This is a genomic window from Myxococcus sp. RHSTA-1-4, from assembly GCF_020037125.1.
Classification (GTDB): domain Bacteria; phylum Myxococcota; class Myxococcia; order Myxococcales; family Myxococcaceae; genus Myxococcus.
In genome coordinates this window covers 127,595-150,890 of the sequence record NZ_JAIQDG010000005.1, presented here as the reverse complement: position 1 = coordinate 150,890, position 23,296 = coordinate 127,595, and the positions used below count along the sequence as shown (strand labels likewise).

Annotated in this window: 18 protein-coding genes; 9 read left to right on the top strand and 9 right to left on the bottom strand. The window is 70.1% G+C overall.

The window, feature by feature from the left end:
* Nucleotides 1-81 precede the first annotated feature (81 nt).
* A complete protein-coding gene (locus K8638_RS09855; protein ID WP_223754197.1) occupies nt 82-1,989 on the top strand; it encodes an alpha-amylase family glycosyl hydrolase in 1,908 nt (635 codons plus the stop codon).
* A 49-nt stretch (nt 1,990-2,038) separates the two neighbouring features.
* Here the strand turns inward: K8638_RS09855 and K8638_RS09850 are convergent, their stop codons facing one another.
* The 7 genes from K8638_RS09850 to K8638_RS09820 all read right to left on the bottom strand — a co-directional run bounded on the left by K8638_RS09850 (nt 2,039) and on the right by K8638_RS09820 (nt 7,712).
* On the bottom strand, nt 2,039-2,785 hold the full coding sequence (locus K8638_RS09850; protein WP_223754196.1) for an MBL fold metallo-hydrolase: 747 nt from the start codon (nt 2,783-2,785) through the stop codon (nt 2,039-2,041).
* Nucleotides 2,782-3,282, bottom strand: coding sequence for a pantetheine-phosphate adenylyltransferase (gene coaD, locus K8638_RS09845; protein WP_223754195.1), 501 nt, complete (start codon nt 3,280-3,282; stop codon nt 2,782-2,784). The genes K8638_RS09850 and coaD overlap by 4 nt, the downstream gene beginning before the upstream one ends.
* Nucleotides 3,279-4,496, bottom strand: coding sequence for an MFS transporter (locus K8638_RS09840; RefSeq protein ID WP_223754194.1), 1,218 nt, complete (start codon nt 4,494-4,496; stop codon nt 3,279-3,281). Before K8638_RS09840 ends, coaD begins: the two co-directional genes overlap by 4 nt.
* Nucleotides 4,493-5,101, bottom strand: coding sequence for a TetR family transcriptional regulator (locus tag K8638_RS09835; RefSeq protein WP_223754193.1), 609 nt, complete (start codon nt 5,099-5,101; stop codon nt 4,493-4,495). The genes K8638_RS09840 and K8638_RS09835 overlap by 4 nt, the downstream gene beginning before the upstream one ends.
* 118 nt (nt 5,102-5,219) lie before the next feature.
* Nucleotides 5,220-6,065 (bottom strand): alpha/beta fold hydrolase, encoded by an 846-nt coding sequence (locus K8638_RS09830; protein WP_223754192.1) that lies wholly within the window; start codon nt 6,063-6,065, stop codon nt 5,220-5,222.
* A gap of 109 nt (nt 6,066-6,174) precedes the next feature.
* The gene (locus K8638_RS09825) at nt 6,175-6,729 is read right to left on the bottom strand and encodes an adenine phosphoribosyltransferase (protein WP_223754191.1); all 555 of its coding nucleotides are present in this window, start codon (nt 6,727-6,729) and stop codon (nt 6,175-6,177) included.
* Entirely contained in the window at nt 6,726-7,712 is a 987-nt protein-coding gene (locus tag K8638_RS09820; RefSeq protein ID WP_223754190.1) for a D-glycerate dehydrogenase, read from the bottom strand. Before K8638_RS09820 ends, K8638_RS09825 begins: the two co-directional genes overlap by 4 nt.
* Before the next feature lie 146 nt (nt 7,713-7,858).
* On the opposite strand from K8638_RS09820, the gene K8638_RS09815 reads away from it, so the two are divergent.
* The 4 genes from K8638_RS09815 (at nt 7,859) to K8638_RS09800 (ending at nt 15,004) form a co-directional block, all read left to right on the top strand.
* Nucleotides 7,859-11,113 (top strand): DEAD/DEAH box helicase, encoded by a 3,255-nt coding sequence (locus K8638_RS09815; RefSeq protein WP_223754189.1) that lies wholly within the window; start codon nt 7,859-7,861, stop codon nt 11,111-11,113.
* A gap of 146 nt (nt 11,114-11,259) precedes the next feature.
* Entirely contained in the window at nt 11,260-13,005 is a 1,746-nt protein-coding gene (gene recN, locus K8638_RS09810) for a DNA repair protein RecN (protein WP_223754188.1), read from the top strand.
* A gap of 60 nt (nt 13,006-13,065) precedes the next feature.
* Nucleotides 13,066-13,863, top strand: coding sequence for a Stp1/IreP family PP2C-type Ser/Thr phosphatase (locus K8638_RS09805; protein ID WP_223754187.1), 798 nt, complete (start codon nt 13,066-13,068; stop codon nt 13,861-13,863).
* A gap of 223 nt (nt 13,864-14,086) precedes the next feature.
* Nucleotides 14,087-15,004, top strand: a complete 918-nt coding sequence (locus tag K8638_RS09800) for a peptidoglycan DD-metalloendopeptidase family protein (RefSeq protein WP_223754186.1) — start codon at nt 14,087-14,089, stop codon at nt 15,002-15,004.
* A gap of 53 nt (nt 15,005-15,057) precedes the next feature.
* On the opposite strand, the gene K8638_RS09795 is transcribed toward K8638_RS09800, so the two are convergent.
* A complete protein-coding gene (locus tag K8638_RS09795; protein WP_223754185.1) occupies nt 15,058-15,765 on the bottom strand; it encodes a GGDEF domain-containing protein in 708 nt (235 codons plus the stop codon).
* Nucleotides 15,766-15,817: 52 nt separating this feature from the next.
* Complete coding sequence (rlmM, locus tag K8638_RS09790; RefSeq protein WP_223754184.1) at nt 15,818-16,840, bottom strand: 23S rRNA (cytidine(2498)-2'-O)-methyltransferase RlmM; 1,023 nt, start codon at nt 16,838-16,840, stop codon at nt 15,818-15,820.
* Between the two features lie 422 nt (nt 16,841-17,262).
* On the opposite strand from rlmM, the gene secA reads away from it, so the two are divergent.
* From secA to pyrH, 4 genes are all read left to right on the top strand, one after another.
* Nucleotides 17,263-20,091 carry a preprotein translocase subunit SecA gene (gene secA / locus K8638_RS09785; RefSeq protein WP_223754183.1) on the top strand — a complete coding sequence of 943 codons (2,829 nt, stop codon included), beginning with the start codon at nt 17,263-17,265 and terminating at the stop codon, nt 20,089-20,091.
* Between the two features lie 441 nt (nt 20,092-20,532).
* Nucleotides 20,533-21,516, top strand: coding sequence for a 30S ribosomal protein S2 (gene rpsB / locus K8638_RS09780; protein ID WP_223754182.1), 984 nt, complete (start codon nt 20,533-20,535; stop codon nt 21,514-21,516).
* 151 nt (nt 21,517-21,667) lie between these two features.
* A complete protein-coding gene (gene tsf / locus K8638_RS09775) occupies nt 21,668-22,321 on the top strand; it encodes a translation elongation factor Ts (protein ID WP_223754181.1) in 654 nt (217 codons plus the stop codon).
* 213 nt (nt 22,322-22,534) lie between these two features.
* Nucleotides 22,535-23,287, top strand: a complete 753-nt coding sequence (pyrH, locus tag K8638_RS09770; protein ID WP_223754180.1) for a UMP kinase — start codon at nt 22,535-22,537, stop codon at nt 23,285-23,287.
* The last annotated feature ends 9 nt before the right edge of the window (nt 23,288-23,296 follow it).

The following is a 23,296-nucleotide window of genomic DNA, read 5'->3' as shown; positions in this document are numbered from 1 at the left end:
TTACAGAAGCGGGACATCCTGAGTTTGCGTGGACTTCACTCTGGTTGCTAGGACGGCCAGCAACCAAGGGAGGTCATCATCATGCGGTTCCGCAACAGGTGGAGTGCATTGCTACTGGCCGGCTGGATGGTCGGCTGTGGTGAGTCCGCGCTCGAGACGCAGCAGGGCTCCGGTGAGGAGACAGGGCAGGTCGTCCAGCAGCTCAGCGCTTCGACGCGTCCCGGCATGGGCGCGACGGTCTACGCGGGCGGCACCACGTTCCGTGTCTGGGCACCCTTCGCCAAGAAGGTGTTCGTGGCGGGCGACTTCAGCAGCTGGGGCTGGATCGAGCTGGGCAACGAGTTCAACGGCAACTTCTCCGGCGACGTCGCGGGCGCGGTGAAGGGCCAGAAGTACAAGTTCGTCACGCGCAACCAGTGGGACGGTGACTCGTGGCGCGCGGACCCGCGCGCGGCGTGGCAGGAGAACTCCACGGGCGCCAGCATCATCTATGACCACGGCGAGTACTACTGGAACGCCCAGCAGTACGGCAGCCCGGGCTTCAACGAGATGGTCATCTACGAGATGCACGTTGGCACGTTCAACGACTCGCCCGGCTGGGGTCCCGGCAACTGGAACAGCGCGATTGCCAAGCTGGACCACCTGAAGGACCTGGGCATCAACATGATCCAGGTCATGCCGGCGTACGAGTTCGCCGGTGACTTCTCCTGGGGCTACAACGCGGCCTTCCCGTTCGCCCCTGAGAGCGCCTACGGGCACCCCAACGACATGAAGCGCTTCGTGGACGAGGCGCACTACCGCGGCATCGGCGTCATCTTCGACGTGGTGCACAACCACTACGGCCCCAGCGACCTGCCCATGTGGTGCTTCAGCGGCGACTGCCAGGGCTCGGGCGGCGAGTACTTCTACACCGACTGGCGCAAGAGCACGCCGTGGGGCGATACGCGCCCTGACTACGGCCGCGCCGAGGTCCGCGCGTACATCCGCGACTCGATGATGAGCCTGACGCACGCGTTCCGTGGCGACGGCCTGCGCTGGGACGCCACCAAGTACATCCGCACGCAGAACGGCAGCGACTCCACCGACATCCCCGATGGTTGGCGCGTGTTCCGGTCCATCAACCGGGAGATCAACGCCAACCAGCCGTGGAAGATCAGCATCGCCGAGGACTTCGGCGCGGGTGACGCCATCACCAACGCCTCCTCGTCCGACATCGCGGGTGGCGCCGACTTCGACGCGCAGTGGGCGGGCGAGTTCGTGCACCCCGTCCGCGCGGCGGTCATCGAGCAGAACGACGCGAACCGGAACATGTACGCGGTGCGCGACGCCATCACCCAGCGCTTCAGCGGGCGGCACACCGCGCGCATCATCTACACGGAGAGCCACGACGAGGTGGCCAACGGCCATGCGCGCGTGCCGGAGGAGATCTGGCCGGGCAACGCCGGGAGCTGGGCGGCCAAGAAGCGCTCCACGCTCGCCGCGGGCATCGCCTTCACCTCGCCCGGCATCCCCATGATGTTCCAGGGCCAGGAGTTCCTCGAGGACGGCTACTTCCAGGACTCCGACCCGCTCGACTGGAACAAGAACACCACCTACAGCGGCATCCGCACGCTGTACCGAGACCTCATCCGCCTGCGCCGCAACTGGTTCAACAACACCCGCGGTCTGCGCGGCGGCAACGTCAACGTCCACCACGTCAACAACACCAACAAGGTGATTGCCTACCACCGCTGGGAGAACGGTGGCGGGGGCGATGACGTGGTCATCGTGGCCAACTTCAGCAACACCTACTTCGACAGCTACAACGTGGGCTTCCCGCGCGGCGGCACCTGGTACGCGCGCTTCAACAGCGACGCGAACGTGTACTCGTCCGACTTCGGGAACACGCAGACGTTCAACATCACGGCCAACGGCGGAGCCAAGGATGGCATGGGCTACAACGCCAACGTCAGAATCGGGCCGTACTCCCTCGTCATCTTCTCGCAGTAGCGCGTGAGGGGAGCGGCGCCCCTCCCATTCCGGGGTGGGGCGCCGTTGCTCACACGTGGTAGCGGCGGCCCTGCGCGAGCGGTTCGATGACGCTCGCGCCGGTGTCGAAGTCGTCCGGGTAGTGGATGAGCCGCATCCGGGCGCGCAGCTCCGCGGGCAGCGCCGCGAGCTTCTCGTAGGGCGTGTGCACGCCGTAGTTCGTCTCGTGAATCATCAGGTCCGCCTCCGAGAGCCATTCGATGAGGCCCTCGTCGAAGGCGGTGTCGGCGCTGTAGCCCAGGCACCGGCCCCCCGCGTGGATGCGCAGCGCGGTGGTGGGCACGTGGTGGTACGTCATCCGGCTCTCGATGAGGAACGGCCCGTGCCGCACGGCGGCCTCGGTGGAGAGCGGCGTGTGCTCGAAGTAGTCCTCGAAGTGCTTGTCGTCGGGCTCCGCGCCCTTGCGCTGGATGAGGCACTCCATGCCGGCGGCCAGGTGCCCGTCCCAGAGTCGCTCCGCCACGGCGGGGTGGGTGAGCACCTCCAGCTTCTTCTTGAGCACGAAGAAGGAGAAGTAGCCCAGGCCCTCCAGTCCGGACGCGTGGTCCGCGTGCAGGTGGGTGAGGGCCACGGCGCTGACGCGGTCCACGTCGAGCGGCACGCCGGAGGACTCGGAGGCCTCGCGCATCATCTTCCGGATGGGGTGCGGGCAGTCCACCAGCAGCACCTGCCCCTCGGCCTCCACGGCGAGGCACGAGGAGTAGTGCAGGGCGGAGAATGCATCACCGACGCCGAGGGTGACGAAGGACAGGCTCATGGCCGAGGGCTCCGGGCGGAGGGTGCGAGTCGTTCCCGCAGCTTCGCCGCGACGGCGGGCGGGCAGAAGGCCGAAACGTCCTCGCCGCGCGAGACGCGCTCCTTGAGTCCGCTGCTGCTCACCTCGGCCAGGTGGGCCTCGGCGGGGAGGAAGAGGGTGGACAGTTCCGGGGCCAGCGCGCGGTTGTTGTGCGCCAGCTCCGTCTCGAACTGGGCGTCGGTGGCGCCGCGCACCCCGCGCAGCAGCACGCTGGCGCCAATCTCCCGCGCGAAGTCCACGATGAGCCCCTCCGTGCGGGCCACGGTGACGTTGGGGTGGAGCCGCACGGCCTCGCGCAGGAGGGCCATGCGCTCGTCGGTGGACAGCAGGTACTGCTTGCTGGGGTTGACGGCCACCACGACGACGACGTGGCCGAAGAGGCGCGCGGCCTGACGGACGACGGACAGGTGGCCGGCCGTGACGGGGTCGAAGCTGCCGGCGTAGACGGCGATGGTCATGAGGACACCTCGGGAGCCGCCCCGGGCGCCAGCGTCCGGGACGGGTGGAAGGTGAGGGCGGCGTACAGGGTGCCGGCGACGCACAGGGCGGCGGACAGGGCGAAGTGTCCGGAGTAGCCGAGCGCCTTCGCGCTGAAGCCACTCACCGCCGCCGCGCCTCCCGTGGCAATCACCACCAGCGAGGCCTGCACGGTGTAGTCCGTGGCGGCGTGCTCGGGGCGGCACGCGTCCATCATCGCGGTGAAGACGGCGGCGGTGGCCATGCCGCTCGCCACGTGCTCCACGGCGCAGACGAGCGTCAGCATGGGGAGGGAGGCGGGGCCGCCGCGCGCGGCGAGCGCGTACAGCAGCACCGCTCCGGCCTGGATGGCGCCGAAGAGGAGCAGCGCCCGCCGCCCGCCGAGCCGCACCACCAGCCCACCGCCCAGGAGTGCCCCCAGGAGGCCCGCGGTGAAGCCCACGCCTCCGAGCATCCAGCCGATGTCCGTCAGCGTCAGCCCCGAGTCCACGAGGAAGGTGCGCAGCATGCCCGTGGCCAGGGCCTCGCCCGCCTTGAAGACGATGAGCAGCGTCAGCCACGCGACGGCTCCCGGGCGTATGAGCCACCAGGAGAGGCCCAGGCTCTGCGCCGGTGGAGGCTCGGAGGGCGGCTCCCGGAAGAGGGCGATGGGCACGGTGGCGGCGAGCAGCAGGGCGCCCAGCACGAGGAACGTGGGGCGCCAGCCCACCGCGTCGAAGACGGCGAGCATCAGCCCTCCTCCGACAATCATGCCCACGCGGTAGGCGGCCACCTGCACGCCGTTGCCCCAGCCGCGCTCGGCCGGCGCGAGCAGGTCCACGGCCAGTCCATCCGTGGCCACGTCCTGCGTGGCGGCCAGGAGGTTGATGCCCAGCACCGCGGCCAGGAGCACGTGGGTGTCCAGTCCGTCCGCCGGGAGCGCGAGCGAGAGCAGCAGCCCCGCGGACAGGCACTGCAAGGGGAGGATGTAGCCGCGCCGGCGTCCCCACCGCGTGGAGCCGTGCCGGTCCATGAGTGGCGCCCAGAGGAACTTGAGCGCCCACGGCATCGCGAGCAGGTGCGCGAGGCCGATGGCCGGCAGCGACAATCCCTGCTTGCGCAGCAGCACGGGCAGCGCCTGGGTGAAGAAGCCGAACGGCAGGCCCTGCGACAGGTAGAGGCTGGAGAGCAGCGCGAGCTTCGTCGAGGCCTTCATGCGTCCTCCCGCGCTTCCGCCGTGTCCAGCAGGCCCGCGGCCATGCGCTTCACCGTGCCGGCCGCGGAGCCCGCGGGCACCAGGCCCGGTGAGCTCGCTGACAGCACGAAGTAGCCCTGCACCGCGGCGAAGAGGCCCGCGGCGATGGCCCGCGCGCGGCGCCTGCCCACCACCGCGGCGACGAGGGACTCCAGTTGCTCCAGGTCCGCGCGCACCACCTTCTCGTAGGCGGCGCGGACCTCGGGCTGGCGGATGGCCTCCGCGCTGATGGTGACCCAGCTCGCCACCGCCTCCGGGGCCGCGTCCGCGCCCGTGGAGAGGAACGCGTCGATGAAGGCGTCCACCCGGGCCCGTGCGTCGTCGCCCTTCAGCTTCGCGAGCCGCGTCGCCACCCGCTCCCGTGCCCGGGACGCGAGCTGCTCCACCAGCGTGAGCAGAATCTCCTGCTTGTCGCTGAAGTGGTAGTGCACGAGGCCCGGGCTCAGGCCCGCCGCCTTCGCGATTTCCCCCACCGAGGCGCGCTCGTACCCGCGCTCGGCCATGACCTTCAGCAGCCCGGCGACAATCTGCTGGCGGCGCTCCTCGGTGTTGGACGGACGGGGCATGGTGGCCTTGTTTGTTGGTTGTGTGACCAACTTATAAACAGACCATGCGCAGGCGTCAACCCGGCGTGGGCGGGCCGGGGTCGGTGCTCGGGTGTGCGGCGGGGTGGGCCGCCGGGAGTCAGGCCGGCGCGGGGCCCGGCATGTCGAGGGTGGTGTTCATGTAGGTCTCCCGGGCGGAGACCAGCGCCTCGATGCCGGCGGCCACGAGGTCGGGCACCTCCAGCGCGGGGAAGTGGCTGACGGCGGGCAGCTTCATCACGTGGAACCACGGGTTCTGCGTGCCGAAGGCCACCTGTCCCTCGAGGTAGTCGTGTGACTCCGGCTGCGAGTACAGGTGCAGCGTGGGCGTGGACGGCGTCAGCGCGGACAGGGCTCGCAGCGGGGAGCCCTCGCGTGCGTAGGCGGAGGAAATCTCCCGCGCGGCCCGGGCCCACATCTCCTCTCCGAAGGAGCCCATGTCCTCGCGGACGAAGCGGATGATGCTCTTGTCCTCCACGCCTTGCAGCCACATGCCGAACAGCCCGTCACGGGCCTCCCGCCAGCGGTCCGACACCAGGGCCTGCAAGGCATCGCGGAAGGGAGGAGGCGGCTCGGTGACAATCCAGTCCAGCAGCACGAGCTGGGGGACGCGCTCGGCGCCCAGCTCGCGCCGCAGCTCCAGCGCCCACCAGCCCGCGTGCGACAGGGCCACGGGGACAATCCGCCGCGCGCCGCTGGTCCTCACCACGGTGAGCAGGTCGTCGAGCACGGTGGCGCTGTCGAAGTCGGTGCCACCACTCGAGGACGCGCCATGTCCGCGCAGGTCCACGGAGAGGACGCGGCGGCGGGAGGCGCAGCGGGGGAGGAGCTGACGGAAGCCGGCCCGGGTGGTGCACCAGCCCGGGATGAAGAGCAGCGCGGGCTCCCCACGGCCCACGTCGTCGTAGTGGATGTGGGCGCCGTCCTTGGAGCGCACCTCGGGCATGGTCTTCCCCTCCGTGAGGTAGTGGCTCCTCCAGAGTTGGGCAGGCCGGGTCCGCTCGGCAGCAGTCGGGCGGGGGAGGGCGGGGATGCCCGGAGGCGCCCGCCGTCCCTCAGAAGGAGAGCAGCGTCGTCACCTTGTCGGCGCCGAGCCGCTTCGGCCCCTCCAGGAAGTCCAGGGTGATGAGGAAGCTGTAGCCGACCAGCTCACCGCCCAGCCGCTTCACCAGCTTGGAGGTGGCCTCCGCCGTGCCGCCCGTCGCCAGCACGTCGTCGACCACGAGCACGCGCTCACCCTTCAGGATGGCGTCCTCGTGCATCTCCACGCCGTCCGCGCCGTACTCCAGCGAGTAGCGCTCCACGATGGAGCGGTGGGGCAGCTTGCCCGGCTTGCGCGCAGGGACGAAGCCCGCCTGGAGCGCCAGGGCGATGGGCGCGCCCAGCAGGAAGCCTCGGGCCTCCACGCCCACCACCTTGGTGATGTGCTGCCCGCGGAAGGGCGCGGACATGGCGTTGATGACGCGGCCGAACAGGAGCGGGTCGGCCAGCACGGGGGTGATGTCCTTGAAGACGATGCCCGGCTTGGGGAAGTCCGGCACGTCGCGCAGCCGCGCCGTCACGTCGGCGGCGAGGGTGGTGTCGGTCAGGTTCGCTGCGGGCAGGTTCATGAGAAGAGCTCCGGGTTGACGCAGTGAGGAGGCCGCCGTCCCTCCAGCGCGGCCAACAGGTTGTCCACCGCCATGGAGGCCATGCGGCCCCGCGTGGCATGCGAGGCGCTCGCGATGTGCGGCGCCAGCAATACGTTCGGGAGCGTCATCAGCGGGTTGTCAGCCGGTAATGGCTCCGGTTCCATCACGTCGAGCGCCGCCCCGCCCAGCCGCCCCCCTCGCAGCGCTTCAGTCAGCGCCTCCTGGTCCACCACCCCGCCGCGCGCGGTGTTGACCAGCAGCGCGCCGGGCTTCATCGCCGCCAGTTCCTCGCGCCCCAGCCAGTGCCGCGTCGCCGCCGACAGCGGGACGTGCAGGCTCACCACGTCCGATTCCGCCAGCAGCGTGGCCTTGTCCACCCGCCGTACGCCCAGCTCCGCCTCCAGGTCCGGCCTCGGCTGGCGGCTCACGTACAGCACGCGCATGCCGAAGCCCCGCGCCCGCCTCGCCACCGCGGCGCCGATGGCGCCCAGGCCGACGATGCCCAGCGTGGCACCATATATGTCCGTGCCCAGTAGCAGGGTGGGGCTCCAGGTCCGCCATTTCCCCGCACGGACGAAGGCATCCGCCTCCGCCACCCGCCGGGCCAGCCCCATCAACAGGGCAAACGCGAAATCCGCGGTGGTCTCCGTCAGCACGCCGGGGGTGTTGCCCACCGCAATCCGGCGCGCGGTACATGCTGGCACATCGATGTTGTCGTACCCGACGGCCACGTTGCTCACCGCTCGCAGGCCCGGCGTGGCGGCGAGCAGCCCGGCGTCCACCCGGTCTGTCAGCAGGGTGACAAGCCCCTCGGCGAGCGCCGCCTCGGCCAGCAGCGTGTCACGGGACGGTGGCAGCTCCTCCTCCCAGACGCGCAGGTCCACGTGCCTGCCCAGTCGGCCGAGGGCCTCTCCAGGAAGCTGGCGGGTCACGAAGACACGGGGGCGGACGGTCCGGGCCATGACGGGGGTTGATGCTCTCACAGCCTGAGGCCGGCGGGCGGGTTCCGCTGGCGGACGCATCGATTTTTCCCGCGAGCGGGAGCCCCGTCGCTGTGGTAGTCCAACGGGTTCCCCGCGGCCATTGGAGCCTGGGGCCTTTGCCAGCCGTGCAATCCACCGCCGACATTCGAGACGCCCTCCCTCCTCAGGACACCGTGTGGCTGCGGGCCCTGAAGGCTGAAGTCCAACCCACCACCTTCAAGAAGGGACGGGAGGTGGCCGAAACGCGCCGCGTCTTCGGTCTCCAGCGCGAGGGTGACCGCATCACCGCCCAGGTCGCCGGCTCGTCCGGCGAGCGCTACCAGGTGGCCCTGGCGCTGGGGGACGGGAAGGCCACGTCCACCTGCACCTGCCAGTCGTGGAACGTCTACGGCCCCCACTGCAAGCACGTGGTGGCCGCCGCCCTCATCTACGCCGCGCGCTTCCGCCCGCCCGCGCCCCCGCAGCCGCGCCCCAAGCCCGTGCCCGAGGTCCAGGCCCAGGCCGAGGCCCCCAACGAGGTCATCGACGACGAGGTGCCCGTAGAGCCGGCGTCGCCGGGCGTCGACGCGGTGAACCTGCCGGCGCTCGCCAAGGTGGAGAGCTGGCTGGGCCTGTCCTCGCTGCCCGACTACGAGTTCTTCTACCGCCTGACGGCCTCCAGCACCGGCAACGGGGGACGGCACTGGGTGGTGGACGTGCGCCGGCAGGACGCGCAGACGAAGGGCCCCATCCACGTCAAGCGCCTGTTGCAGACGGGCGGCCGCATCGCTCCCGCGGACGAGCGCGTCTTCATGATGCTCTCGCGCCACGAGCACCGGTATGACTCGCGCATCGTCCTCTCCGACGAGGACCTGAGCGAGGCGCTGGAGTTCCTGCGCACCCGCCGCGTCATCTACCGGGGCACGGCGCTCATCAACACGGAAGCCCCCGTGCGCCCGCAGATCCGCCTGGAGTCCCGTCCGGACGGCGCCACCGCGCGCATCGAGCTGCTCTTCCCGGACGGTGCCAGCTACTCCCTCAAGGACGTCATCCTCCTGTCGGGGAAGAAGACCTGGGTCATCCAGGGGCAGAACCTGCACGCGGTGGAGCCGGACTTCCCGCCCCGGCTGCTGCGCAAGTGGCTGCTGGAGCCGAGCATGTCCTTCCCGGCCGGGCAGCTGGACCGGGTGCTGACCTTCTTCGCCGCGCACCTGCCGCGCTTCCGCATGGCGCTGAAGGCGGACGACATCGACGTGGACGAGTCGGTGGAGCCGCGCTTCATGGTGACCTTGGAGGGCAACCCGGAAAAGGTGAAGGTGCAGCTCGCCGCCCGCTACGGGCAGACCACCGTGCCGGTGTCCCCCACGGCCACGCACCTGGGCTACGCCAGCGGCGTGGGCGCGGAGAGCCGCAAGCTGTACCGCCGCCGCGAGGACGTGGAGCGCGCCGCCGGCAAGCTGCTGCTCGAGCTGGGCCTGCGCTTCGAGCCGCAGAGCGCCGTCTTCGACGCCGCCGGCGACACCGCGCTGGAGTTCTGGGCCCGAGGGCTCGCCTCGCTCCCCGCCGAGTGGGAGCGCTTCGGCGTGCAGGCCCCCAAGGTGCGCCTGCGCCCCAAGCTCAAGCCGCGCATCCGCGTGGGCATGAGCGGCGTGCAGTGGTTCGACCTGGACGCGGAGTTCGTCACCGACGACCAGGCGGTGGACCTGGGCGCCGTGCGCATGTGGCTGGACTCCGGCCGCCGCTTCGTCCCCCTGAAGGACGGCACCTTCGCGGAGGCCGACGCCGCCGAGCTCAAGCGTGTGGCGGACCTGCTGGAGGAGGCCGGCGCCATGCCGGGCCGCTCCCGCACGCGGCTGCCGCTGCACCAGGCCGTCGCGCTGGATTTGCTGGCCGACCTGGGCGAGTTCACCGAGGTGGAGGCCAAGGCGCGCCAGGCCATGCTGGAGCTGCGCGAGACGGCCGGCGTGCCCAAGGTCGCCGTGCCCGAGGGGCTCAACGCCACGCTGCGCCACTACCAGGAGGCGGGCCTGTCCTGGCTCTGGTTCCTGCGCCGCCACGGCCTGTCCGGCATCCTCGCGGACGACATGGGTCTCGGTAAGACGGTGCAGTCGCTGAGCCTCATGCAGAAGGTGGCCAACGACGAGGGGCGCAAGCCGTCGCTCGTGGTGGCCCCCACCAGCGTGCTCGCCAACTGGGAGCGCGAGGCCGAGCGCTTCACCCCGGGCCTCAAGGTCATGGTGTGGCACGGCCAGGACCGCAAGGAGCGCGCGGAGGACCTGAAGGGGATGGACCTGGTCCTCACCTCGTACGCCCTGGTGCGTCGGGATCTGGACCAGCTCTCCCAGGTGGGCTTCCGCTACGTCATCCTGGACGAGGCGCAGAACATCAAGAACGCGGACAGCGCCACCGCGCAGGCGTGCAAGTCGCTGCCCAGCGAGACGCGCCTGGCGCTCACCGGCACCCCGCTGGAGAACCGCCTGTCGGAGCTGTGGAGCATCTTCGACTTCCTGATGCCGGGCTTCCTCGGCAGCGCGGACGGCTTCAGTGACAGGTACGAGCAGCCCATCCAGGTGGCCAACGACGCCACCGCGAAGGACCGGCTGCGCCGCCGCATCCAGCCCTTCATCCTCCGCCGTCTGAAGACGGAGGTGGCCAAGGACCTGCCGCCCAAGACGGAGAGCATCGCCTGGTGCGAGATGGAGCCCGGCCAGGCCGCCCTCTACCGCGAGGTGCTGGAGGAGAGCCGCCGCAAGGTGACCGAGTCCATCGAGAAGGTGGGCTTCAAGCGCAGCCGCGTGTCCATCCTCGCCGCGCTGATGCGCCTGCGGCAGGTGTGCTGCGACCCGCGCCTGCTCAAGATGCCGCCCGGCACGCTGCTGCCCTCCAGCGCCAAGGTGGAGCGCTTCCTCCAGCTGGTGGAGGACCTGGTGGCCGAGGGGCACCGCGCGCTCGTCTTCAGCCAGTTCACGGAGATGCTGGAGCTGCTCAAGACGGAGGCGGACAAGAAGGGCCTGCGCTACCTCTACCTGGACGGCCGGACCAAGGACCGCATGGGCAAGGTGGACGAGTACAACCAGCCCGACGGGCCGCCGCTGTTCTTCATCTCCCTGAAGGCGGGAGGCACCGGCCTCAACCTCACCGCGGCGGACTACGTCATCCACTTCGACCCGTGGTGGAACCCCGCCGTGGAGGACCAGGCCACAGACCGTACCCACCGCATCGGTCAGACGCGCGCCGTCATCAGCTACAAGCTGATTACCCGCGGCACCGTGGAGGAGAAGATTCTGTCCCTCCAGCGCCGCAAGCGTGATTTGGCCGCCGGGGTGCTCGGCGCGGACGGTGACGAGTTGGGCCGGACGCTCACCGAGCAGGACATCCAGGAGCTGTTCACCGAAATCTGAGGGGTTGCGAAGTTGGAGCTCCGACGGAGCTCCCTCTCCCACCCGCACGCCAGACGTGCGCCCGACCCGAACGCCTGTGCAGTGTCAGAGGGACCTGCTAGGGTGTTCAGTTACCAGGGCCGTCGTACGGACCACGGAGGGCGCGCGTGCTGCTGGGTCTTCGGATCTCGAACGTGGCGGTGATTGAGGAGGTGGAGGTGGCGTTCGGAGCCGGCCTCACCGTCCTTACAGGTGAAACAGGTGCGGGCAAGTCCATCCTCGTGGATGCACTGGGCCTGCTGCTCGGCGGGCGGGCCGACGCGGACGTCATCCGCGCCGGCTGTGAGGAGGCGTCCGTGGAGGGCGTCTTCGCGCGCACCCCGGCATTGGGCATGCGCCTGGAGGAATTGGGGCTGCCGGACCTCGGCGAGGAGGTGCTGGTGCGCCGGGTGCTCGGCCGGACCGGCCGGGGCAAGGTGTACGTCAATGGTGCCCTGGTGACGGTGGGGGTGCTGTCGAAGCTCACCCGCGGCACGGTGGACATCGCCGGCCAGCACGAGCACGTCAGCCTCTTCGACCCGGGGCTGCACCGCGTCCTCCTGGACAGGTATGGCTCCCTGGACGAGGTGCTGGCGAACTACTTCGGCGAGTACTCCGCCCTGCGCGAGGTGGACGCGCGCATGAATGCGCTGGGGGGCGACGAGGCGAAGGTGCGCGAGCGCGCCGAGTTCCTGCGCTTCCAACTGGACGAGATTACGCGCCTGGACCCGGAGGCCGGGGAGGACGCGCGGCTGGACGCCGAGCGCAAGCGGCTGGGCAGCGCGGAGAAGCTCAAGCGCCATGCGTCCGAGGCCGAGCTGTTGGTGGCTGGCGAGGAGCAGTCCGCGGTGGAGACGGTGAGCCGCGCGCTCGGGCTGGTGCACGACGCGGTGAAGAGCGACGCCATGCTGACGCCGGTGGCGCAGGCGCTGAGCACGGCCCTGTCGGAGCTGGAGGAGGCGCAGCGCCGGCTGAACCGGTACGTGGAGGGGCTGGAGTCGGACCCCTCGCGGCTGGCGGACGTGGAGGAGCGGCTGGACGCGCTCAAGCGCCTGTGCCGCAAGCACGGCACCCACCTGGATGGTCTCCTGAAGAAGCGCGGCGAAATCGAGGCCGAGCTCGGCACGCTGGAGAACCGCCAGGAGGTACTGGAGGAGCTGGCCGAGGAGCGCCGCAGGGTGGAGGAGCGGGCCCGCAAGGCGGCCATGGTGCTGTCGCGCAAGCGCGCGCAGAGCGCGGTGGAGTTCTCCGCCCAGGTGCGCGAGGGCCTGGGGGGGCTGGCCATGGGCAAGGCGGCCTTCGAGGTGCGGGTGACGCCGGGCGAGACGCTGCGTCCGGACGGCGCGGACGAGGTGGAGTTCTTCTTCAGTGCCAACCCCGGCGAGCCGCCGCGCCCGCTGGCCAAGGTGGCCTCCGGTGGTGAGGCGAGCCGCCTGCTGCTGGCCCTCAAGCGCGCCCTGGCGGACAGCGACGGCTGCGGCTGCTACGTCCTGGACGAGGCGGACGCGGGTGTCAGCGGCGCCATCGCCGACGTGGTGGGGCGGATGATCAAGGAGGTGAGCAGCCACCGTCAGGTGCTCTGCATCACCCACCTTCCCCAGGTGGCGGCCTACGCGGACGCCCACCTGCTCATCCGCAAGGGCCTCAAGGCCGAGCGCACCGTGTCCGAGGTGGTGGTGCTGGAGGCCGGGGCGGAGCGCACCCGCGAGCTGGCCCGGATGATGTCCGGCGTGGAGGTGACGCGTGAGGCGCTGGGGGCCGCCGAGGCCCTGGTTCGGTCGGCCCACCGGGCGCTGGGGGCCCCTACCCCGAGGGCCAGGAGGGAGACCGGCCCGGAGGGTACCCCCCGGGGTCGGCTCCGACGCACTGCGTGATGAACGGTGGGTGCATCCGTGTCCTTGCCCCATCCGTGGGCCTCACATAGCATCCAGGGTGTGTCCAGCACCGCAGGGCAGACCGCGGCCTCCCGCCTCAAAATTGTCTCCGCAGGCCTGACGGACGTCGGGCGCAAGCGCAATCACAATGAGGACAGCTTCCTTATTGATGATGAGCTGCAGCTCTATGTCGTCGCGGACGGGATGGGAGGCCACGCGGGAGGAGGCACCGCGTCGCGCATCGCCGTCGAGACCATCGACAAGGAGATGCGGCGGGCGCGGGAGGGTAAGGACAACCCCTTCCTCTCCGTCCCCAACCTCCAGGACTCGCCCATTCCCGAGTCCCTGCGCACCGCCGTGGAGAAGGCGTGCCTCGCCATCTTCACGGCCGCCCAGGAGGACGCGCGGCTGTCCGGCATGGGCACCACCGTCATCTCCCTGGTGGTGCGGGACGAGCACGCCTTCTTCGCCCACGTGGGCGACAGCCGCGCGTACCTCATCCGCGGGGACCTCATCCAGCAGATCTCCGAGGACCACTCCCTGGTCAACGAGCAGATCAAGGCCGGGATGATTACCCCCGAGGAGGCCAAGCACTCCCGCTACAAGAACATCATCACCCGCTCCGTGGGGTTCGAGGAGGAGGTGCAGGTGGACGTCATGGGGCTGGTGTCGGAGCCCGGTGATGTCTTCCTCCTGTGCTCGGACGGGCTCGCGAACATGCTCGAGGACCGCGAAATCCACGAGGTGGTGACGAAGACGCGGGCCTTCGAGGAGGTTCCCAAGCGGCTCATCGACCTCGCCAACGAGCGGGGCGGGGACGACAACATCACCGTCATCGTGGTGCGCGTCGAAGCCTGAGGTCGCCAGCCCCCACGGGACGTGGCCATTGCCCTCCCTGGCGGTCTGTTGACCTTGACACTCTCGGAATGCGAATGGTAGCTGCCCCAACGTTTCCAGCGGTGGCGAAACGCCGCTGAGAGACGGTGCCGGGGAGGGGAGTGGCGGGGGGAGGTGTTGCGCGGAAGCAGGCGACTTAGCTTCTGGCGCCAGAAGTCCCACGCAAGAGCAGGGGAGCGGTCCCGTGGCGAAAAAGTCCTTCACGCTGATGGTGATCCCGGACCACGACGCGCCGGTGAAGCGGTACACCATCCAGAGGTCCTTCCTCGTCCAGGTGGGGATGGGGCTGATGCTGGTGGTGGGACTGGCGGCGGGGGCGAGCATCCACTACTTCCAGGTGGCCGCCGACGCGTCGGAGAACCGCATCCTCCGCGAGGAGAACCTGACGCTGCGCTCGCAGCTCAAGTCGGTGCGCGAGCGCATCGAGCACATCGGCTCCACGCTGGACCGGGTGGAGCGGTTCGACCAGAAGCTGCGCGCGATTACGCTGCTGTCCGACCCGCAGCGCAACCTGGCCCTGGGCCCCACGCAGCCCGAGGCGGGCACCACGGCCCCGGCGACGGACACCCAGTTCACCCAGCTCACCACCACGGAGACGCCGGCCGCGCTGGTGGGCCGGTTGGACAAGCTGAGCGCGGAGGCCACCCGCCAGGAGCAGAGCCTCCAGGAGCTGCAGGCGTACTTCCAGGACCAGAAGTCCATGCTGGCCTCCACGCCGTCCGTCTGGCCCGCGCGCGGCTGGGTGACGAGCGACTTCGGCTCGCGCGTGGACCCGTACACCGCCGACCGCGTCATGCACGGCGGCATCGACATCGCGGCGCCGCACGGCAAGGAGGTCTACTCCCCGTCGGACGGCACGGTGGTGTTCGCCGGGCTCGAGGGTGGGTACGGCAACGTGCTCGTCATCGACCACGGCTACGGCATCAAGACGCGCTACGGCCACCTGTCGAAGATGCTGGTGAAGGCGGGCGACAAGGTGAAGCGCGGCTCGCTCATCGCCGCGGTGGGCAACACCGGCCGCTCCACCGGCCCGCACCTCCACTACGAGGTCCGCGTCAACGGGATTCCCCAGAACCCGCGCAAGTTCATCCTCGAGGAGTAGTCCCTCGAGGTGACGTCACCGCGCCTGGCCCCGGGAGGGGCCCGAAGGTGGCCTCACGGTGTGGCGGGCGCGGCGGGGACGAAGCCATCCAGGCGCAGGCGCCGGCGCTGCAGGCCGTGTGCGCGCCCGGTGCGCACCATGACGTGGGTGCGCTCCAGCTCCGCCCACACCAGCGGCCCCAGCACCTGCCAGTGCGAGGGTGCATCCACCGTCAGCTCCAGCAGGCTCACCGTCCACGCGGGCACGTCCGTGTCGGGCGTGCCCTCGGGCAGCACGCGGCGCACGTCGCGCGCCAGTTGCCGGGCCGTGGGCACGTCCAGGTCCTCGCGCACGGTGAGCTGGGAGGTGGGCACCAGCAGCGCGGCGAGGCAGTCCGCGTGCAGGCGCAGCACCTTCGCGCCCGGGTACTGCGCGGACAGGGACTCGGCCGTGGCGCGCAGCACCGCGTCCCCGGTGGCGAAGCCGAAGCGCGCGTTGACGTGAATCATCCCCTGCACGTCGGCGATGACGGCGCCCACGCGCCACCCGTCATGGTGGGCGTGCGTGGACAAGTCATATTCCTCCTTGAGGAGGCTGCCCTGGGTGAGGGCCGGCACCTGGAGCGCGCCCGTCTTCGCATCCGGGTGGCCGCGGCGGGCCTGCTCGGCCTGGAGGAGGACCTCCACCGCGGCCTGCACCGGCGCCTGCGGGTGGCGCTGGAGCACCCAGGGGTGGAGGGCGATGAGGGCGGTGGCGGTGGCGTCGTCGAGCGGGTAGGGCATGGGCGCGTCTTGTGTAGCGCGACTGGCGCTCCGGCGCAGGCGCTTCCCTTCACTACTTCATGCGGTGGGCCGTCACCGTCACCTCGTCCCGGTCGTGGTAGAGCTGCCGGACGGTGAGGCCCTCCCAGCCTCCCTCCTGCTCCAGCGTGTGGCGCACGCGCAGCAGCACGGGGTTCTTGTCCTTCATCGGCAGCTTGATGTTGGCCACCAGGTGGCGGGCCCAGCCCTTGCGGCCCCACTTCGCCAGCAGCTGCGCCACCTCCAGCGGGCGCCAGGCCATGTCGCAGAAGAGCCAGTCCGCCGGCTCCTCGGGCGCGTAGGCGAAGGCGCTCTCCTGCACGTGCTGGACGCGGCGGTTGGCGGCCAGCTCCGGCATCAGCCGCGCCGGGTCCACCGCCACCACCCGCGCCCCGCGCGCCACCAGCCGCTGCGTCCACCCGCCCGGCGCCGCGCCCAGGTCCACGCAGACGTCGCCACGGCCGGGCTCGAAGGCCAGCCCGTCCAGGGCCTCCTCCAGCTTCATGGCCGCGCGCGAGGGGGACTCGCCCGCGCGCTTCATGCGCCGCCGCCCACCCGCCGCCAGTGAGGGCGCCTCTCGCGCGGGCACCGCGCCCACCACCGTCACCCCGTCCGGCGCCACGCACAGCCCCACCAGCACGGCGCCCGCCTCGCGCGCCCGTTGCGCGTCCTCCAGCAGCCGCTCCTCGGGGAGCTTCGCGCGCACCGCCGCCTCCAGGGCCTCCGCGGGCGCCGTCAGCGTGTTGCCTCGCGGCGTGTCCGGCGTGAAGGCCTGCACCACCCAGGGCCCGTGGCCCGGCAGCGACGTCACCGCCCGCGCGGCGGCCTCCGCGGTCTCCTCCGGCGTCTTCACGCCCAGGGAGACGACCACGCGGTAGCCGGCCCGGGCGAACGCGGGCGAGAGGCCGGGGACGGCCTCGCTCTCCACCAGTGCCTCACCCAGCAGGCGGGGATGCGCGCCCGCCCACTCCAGCTCCTCGTAGAGGTGCGGCTCGAAGCCGGCACGGCAGGTCCACAGCCAGTGCCCCGGCCGGGCGGCGAGCGTCTGTGCGGGCATGGGGGGCACGCGGGCCCGGGGTGGGACCCGGGGCGCGGGCGGCGCGGCGCGTGCAGGTGACCCGCCTCCAGCGCCGGGGCGCTGCCGGCCTCCGGTGCCAGGACCCTGTCGGCCACCAACACCGGGGCCCTGCCGGCCCGCAGGGGCGGGTCCGGGGCGTCCCTGCTTCGGGCCCGGGCGTCCGGAGTGACGGGAAGTGCGTGGTGGAGAAGGACGGGCCGGCCTTCGGCGTTGATTTCGCGTGGGGGACATTGCGTGCGCTCGGTTCCGCTTTACTCTGGGCCGCTGCGTGGTGGGCAACCGGCCGAGTGGAAGATTCGGCGGTTGCACGTGGTTTCCAACCGTTCCCCCCTTACACCTCCTGGGATTTCCCTTCACTCGCCGCCGTCCTTCGAGGATTCTCCGGCGAGAGAGTCGACCGAATGATCGAATGGACGCTGAAGAAACTCATCGGGACCAAGAATGAGCGCGAGCTCAAGAAGGCCCATGGGAAGGTAGCGCGGGTCAACGAGCTGGAAACCCGGATGAGGGACCTCAAGGACGAGGACTTCCCCCGGGAGACGGCCCGCATGCGGCAGGAGGTGCAGAATGGCCGGTCGCTGGACGACCTGCTCTTCGAGGCCTTCGCCCTCACCCGCGAGGCGGCGCGCCGCGTCATCGGCCAGCGCCATTATGACGTGCAGCTCATCGGCGGCATGTTCCTCCACCAGGGGTGCATCGCGGAGATGCGCACCGGTGAAGGCAAGACGCTGACGGCGACGCTGCCCACCTACCTCAACGCGCTGTCCGGCCGCGGCGTGCACGTGGTGACGGTGAACGACTACCTCGCCCGTCGCGACGCGGAGTGGATGGGGCGCGTCTACCGCTTCCTGGGCATGACGACGGGCTGCGTGCTGCACGAGCTGACGGACAAGCAGCGGCAGGAGGCGTACCGCTCGGACATCACCTACGGGCAGAACAACGAGTTCGGCTTCGACTACCTGCGCGACAACATGAAGTTCCGCCTGCAGGACTACGTCCAGCGCGAGCTGAACTACGCGATTGTCGACGAGGTGGACTCCATCCTCATCGACGAGGCGCGCACCCCGCTCATCATCTCGGGCCCCACCGAGGACACCACGGACAAGTACTACCGGGTGGACCAGGTCATCCCCGGGCTGGTGCCGGACCAGGACTACACCCTGGACGAGAAGCACCGCTCCGTGTCCCTCACCGACGAGGGCATCGAGAAGCTCCAGAAGCGGCTGGGCGTCAGCAACCTGTACGCGCCGGGGGAGATTGAAACGCTCCACCACGTGGACCAGGCCCTGCGCGCGCACACGCTCTACAAGCGCGACAAGGACTACGTCGTGAAGGACGGCGAGGTCGTCATCGTCGACGAGTTCACCGGCCGCCAGATGCCGGGACGCCGCTGGTCCGACGGCCTCCACCAGGCCATCGAGGCCAAGGAGGGCGTGAAGATAGAGAACGAGAACCAGACGCTGGCGACCATCTCGTTCCAGAACTACTTCCGCATGTACTCCAAGCTGTCCGGCATGACGGGCACCGCCGACACCGAGGCGGAGGAGTTCGCGAAGATCTACAACCTGGACGTCCGCGTCATCCCCACCAACCGTCCCGCCATCCGCAAGGACCTGCAGGACGTGGTCTACAAGACGGAGCGCGAGAAGTTCGAGGCGGTGGCCGCGCAGATTGAAGAGCTGCACAAGGCGGGGCAGCCGGTGCTGGTGGGCACGGTGTCCATCGCCAAGAGCGAGGTGGTGTCCAGCTTCCTCAAGAAGCGCGGCATCCCCCACCAGGTGCTCAACGCCAAGCAGCACCAGCGCGAGGCGGACATCGTCGCGCAGGCGGGCCGCAAGGGCGCCGTCACCATCTCCACCAACATGGCCGGCCGCGGCACGGACATCCTCCTGGGTGGTAACGCGGAGGTGCTCGCCAAGGCCGCCATGGGCCCGCCGCCGGAGCCTCCCACCGAGGCCCCGGAAGGGCAGCCGCTGGACCTGACGGCCTACGAGCAGGCCCTGGCGGACTGGGACAAGCAGCTCGCCGAGACGAAGGCGAAGCTGGAGGAGCAGACGAAGAAGGAGCGCGAGGAGGTGATGGCGGCCGGAGGCCTGTTCATCATCGGCACCGAGCGCCACGAGTCGCGCCGCGTGGACAACCAGCTCCGCGGCCGCGCCGGCCGCCAGGGTGACCCGGGCGCCAGCCGCTTCTTCCTGTCGCTCGAGGACGACCTGATGCGCATCTTCGGGTCCGAGCGCATCCAGGGTCTGATGGAGCGGCTGGGCATGGAGGAGGGCGAGGTCATCGAGCACGTGTGGCTGTCACGTGCCATCGAGGGCGCGCAGAAGCGGGTCGAAGGCCACAACTTCGACATCCGCAAGAACCTGCTCGAGTACGACGACGTGATGAACCAGCAGCGGCGCACCATCTACAAGCTGCGCCGTCAGGTGCTGGCCGCCGGGGCGGGACTCCCGCTGGTGGAGTACACGGAGGACCCGAAGACGCGCGTGAAGTCCCGCTCCGAGCAGATGGTGAGCTGGGCGGACTTCCGGGAGATGGTGCTGGACGCCATGGAGGACGTCATCGTGTCCCTGACGGACACGTACGCGCCCACCAAGGGCGTGGACGGCTGGGACATGCAGGCGCTCACCCAGGGCGTGAAGGAGACCTTCAGCCTGGAGATGGGCTTCGAGGGCGTGGGCAGCCGCGAGGAGCTCCAGGAGCACATCTACAAGGCGGCGGAGAAGGTCTTCCTGGCGCGTGAGGAGGAGTTCGGCGAGAACTTCCTGCGCTTCCTCCAGTACAACTACCTGGCGACCATCGACCGGCTCTGGAAGGACCACCTGCTGGCCATGGACCACCTGCGCCAGGGCATCGGCCTGCGCGGCTACGGCCAGAAGGACCCGAAGCAGGAGTACAAGAAGGAGGGCTACCAGGGCTTCATCCAGATGCTCGGCGCCATCAAGGCGCAGTTCATCACCCAGATGATGCAGGTCCAGCCCCGCTCCGCGACCAATGCCGCGGAGGAGGCCGCCCGCATCCAGCGCCAGCTCGCGCAGCAGCAGAAGCGGGCGGTGGAGGGGCGCGGCACCGCGGACGGCAAGCTGGACGAGGCCTCCGTCGCCGCCACGGCCCGCCCGGCCGCCGCCAAGGCCGACGGGCCGCGCGTGGGCCGCAACGACCCCTGCCCGTGCGGCAGCGGCCGTAAGTACAAGAAGTGCCACGGCGCCGCGGAGGCCAGCGTCTAGGGCGCGGGCCCCTCACAGCGTCAGCCAGGACTCCGGCGCGGCGTCGTCCCCTCGAAGGGGGGCGGCTACCGCGCCGGTGGTCTTTCCGGGGGCTGGGGGGACCTTCCAGGGCCCGGGGATTTCCGGGCTCCAGGGGGCCTGGGAGGGGGTGTTCCTCCAGGAGGCGGGGGAGACGGGCGGGCACGGGCCGTCCGGGGTGGGACTGGCGGTGCCGTGAAGCTTGCGCCGCGCGGAAGGGTTCTGTTAAGGACCCCCCGCCCCTGGGTATGGGGTCGGGGAGTCGTTCAGCCCTGGTAGCAGGTAGCAACCACTACACACACGCTCGTGCCGGTCGCCGGTGCTTCCGTGGGTGGAGGGCCTCTCCTCGGAGAGGGACTCCCTTGCGGTCGTCACGACTGGAAGCTTGGCGGGCGTGGCGGACACAACCGGAGAGAGAATCACATGGAGACGCAGGACACGCAGACGCAGCAGCAGGCGATGGCCGCCGCCGGCGGCATCACGATGAGGCAGCTCCTGGAGGCCGGCGTTCACTTCGGCCACCAGACGAAGCGCTGGAACCCGAAGATGAAGCCCTACATCTTCGGCGCCCGTAACGGCATCTACATCATCGACCTGCAGAAGACGGTGACGATGGCCCGCTCCGCGTTCCGCTTCGTGGCGGACGTGACGGCGCGTGGTGGCTCGGTCCTCTTCGTGGGCACCAAGAAGCAGGCGCAGGACGTCATCCGCGAGGAGGCGACGCGCGCCGGTCAGTTCTTCGTCACCAGCCGCTGGCTGGGCGGCACGCTGACCAACTTCAAGACCATCAAGCAGGGCATCGACCGCCTGAAGACCCTCGAGAAGATGGCCGAGGACGGCACCTTCGAGCGCCTTCCCAAGAAGGAAGTCGCCCAGCTGGAGCGTGAGCGCGAGAAGCTCGAGAAGAACCTGGGCGGCGTGAAGGAGATGTCGAAGCTGCCCCGCTGCGTCTTCGTCATCGACCCGAAGAAGGAGCACATCGCCATCCACGAGGCGAGCCGCCTGGGCATCCCCGTGATTGGCCTGGTGGACACCAACTGCGACCCGGACGGCATCGACTTCGTCATCCCGGGCAACGACGACGCCATCCGCTCCATCAAGCTCTTCACCTCGAAGATCGCCGAGGCCTGCATCGAGGGTGCGGCGCGCTACCGCGCGTCCGGCGCCGCCGAGCGCGACGAGCAGGAGGAGCGCGAGGGCCGTGAGGAGCGCGGCGAGCGCCGTGACGACCGCCGGGGCCCGCGCCGTGGCGACCGCGGTGACCGCCGTGGCGGCGACCGTGACCGGGGTGGTGACCGCGGCGAGCGCCGTGGCCCCCTCGTGGAGATGAAGGGCGCCCCCGTGGCCGCCGAGCCCGCCGCCGAGGGCTCCGGCTCCGAGGGTGGCGAGGAGACGGCGGCCGAGTAGCCGTCCCTTCCTCTCGTCGTTTTCCGGGCGGCCGGGTGGCGCAGCAGCGACCCGGCCGTCCCTGTTTCCCGTGTATCGCAGTACCCCTTTTCAACACTGATGCTCCGCCCGGCGCTTCGCGCCCCTGGTGAGGCGGAGGCTGGAGAAGAACATGGCCGAGGTCAGCGCCCAGATGGTGAAGGAGCTCCGCGAGAAGACCGGCGCGGGCATGATGGACTGCAAGAAGGCGCTCGCCGAGACCGGCGGTGACTTCGCGAAGGCCGAGGAGTGGCTGCGCAAGAAGGGCATCGCCAAGGCGGGCGCCAAGGGCGACCGCGTGGCGGCCGAGGGCATCATCGGCACCTACGTGCACGGTGGCCGCATCGGCGTGCTCGTGGAGGTCAACTGCGAGACGGACTTCGTGGCCCGCAACGAGGACTTCCAGGCCCTGGTGAAGGACGTGGCCATGCACATCGCCGCGGCCAACCCCCAGTTCGTCCGCCGCGAGGAGGTTCCCACCGAGAACCTCGAGAAGGAGAAGGAGATCGAGCGCGAGCTGCTCAAGCAGCAGGGCAAGCCCGAGGCGATGCTGGACAAGATCCTCGTCGGGAAGATGGAGAAGTACTACGAGCGCGCGTGCCTCGTGGACCAGCCCTGGGTGAAGGACGACAAGAAGAAGGTCGGTGAGATGGTCACCGAGCGCGCCGCGAAGATTGGCGAGAAGATCTCCATCCGCCGCTTCGCCCGCTTCGTGGTGGGCGAGGGCATCGAGAAGAAGAAGGACGACCTCGCCGCCGAGGTCGCCAAGCAGCTGGGCCAGGCCTGAGCCGCCCGCGCGGCCCTGACGAGGGGCCGTGAGGCGGAACGCTGGTAGCAGAGGGCCGCGCGCATGGGCTTCCCGACGAGGGGGGCCGGGCGACGCGGCCCTCGCCTTTGCGGGCCGCCCCCCGGCCCGGGCGATTGCCAGCGGACGATGTGGGCCGCGAGGCCCGACTCCGGCGTTGATCGGGCGCGGGACGGGGGATAGAAGCGGACGCGCATGTCCTCCGACACCAAGAGCCCCCTCCGTTACAAGCGCATCCTCCTCAAGCTCTCGGGCGAGGCCCTGATGGGCGAAGGAAAGTACGGCATCCACCCGCCCACGCTCGCCGGCATCGCCGACGAGGTCATCGAGGTGGCGCAGGCCGGCGTGGAGGTGGCCCTCGTCATTGGCGGCGGCAACATCTTCCGCGGCGTGGCTGGCGCCACCGAGGGCATGGACCGCGCCAGCGCGGACTACATGGGCATGCTGGCCACCTGCATCAACTCCATGGCCATGCAGGACGCCCTGGAGAAGAAGGGCCTGCACACTCGCGTGCTGTCCGCCATCAAGATGGAGCAGATCGCCGAGCCCTACATCCGCCGGCGCGCGGTGCGCCACCTGGAGAAGGGCCGCGTCGTCATCTTCGCCGCGGGCACCGGCAACCCGTACTTCACCACCGACACCGCCGCCTCCCTGCGCGCCATGGAAATCAACGCGCAGGTCATCCTGAAGGCGACGAAGGTGGACGGCATCTACAACGCGGACCCGAAGAAGGACCCGACCGCGCGCCGCTACAAGACGCTGACGTACATGGACGTGCTGCGGCAGAACCTCAACGTGATGGACTCCACGGCCATCTCGCTGTGCATGGACAACAAGCTCCCCATCATCGTCTTCGACCTGACCGTGCGTGGAAACATCCGCCGCGCGGTGCTGGGCAACGGAGAGATTGGTACGCTGGTGGGTGGGACGGAGACGGCCTGGGCCTGACGGGCCCGG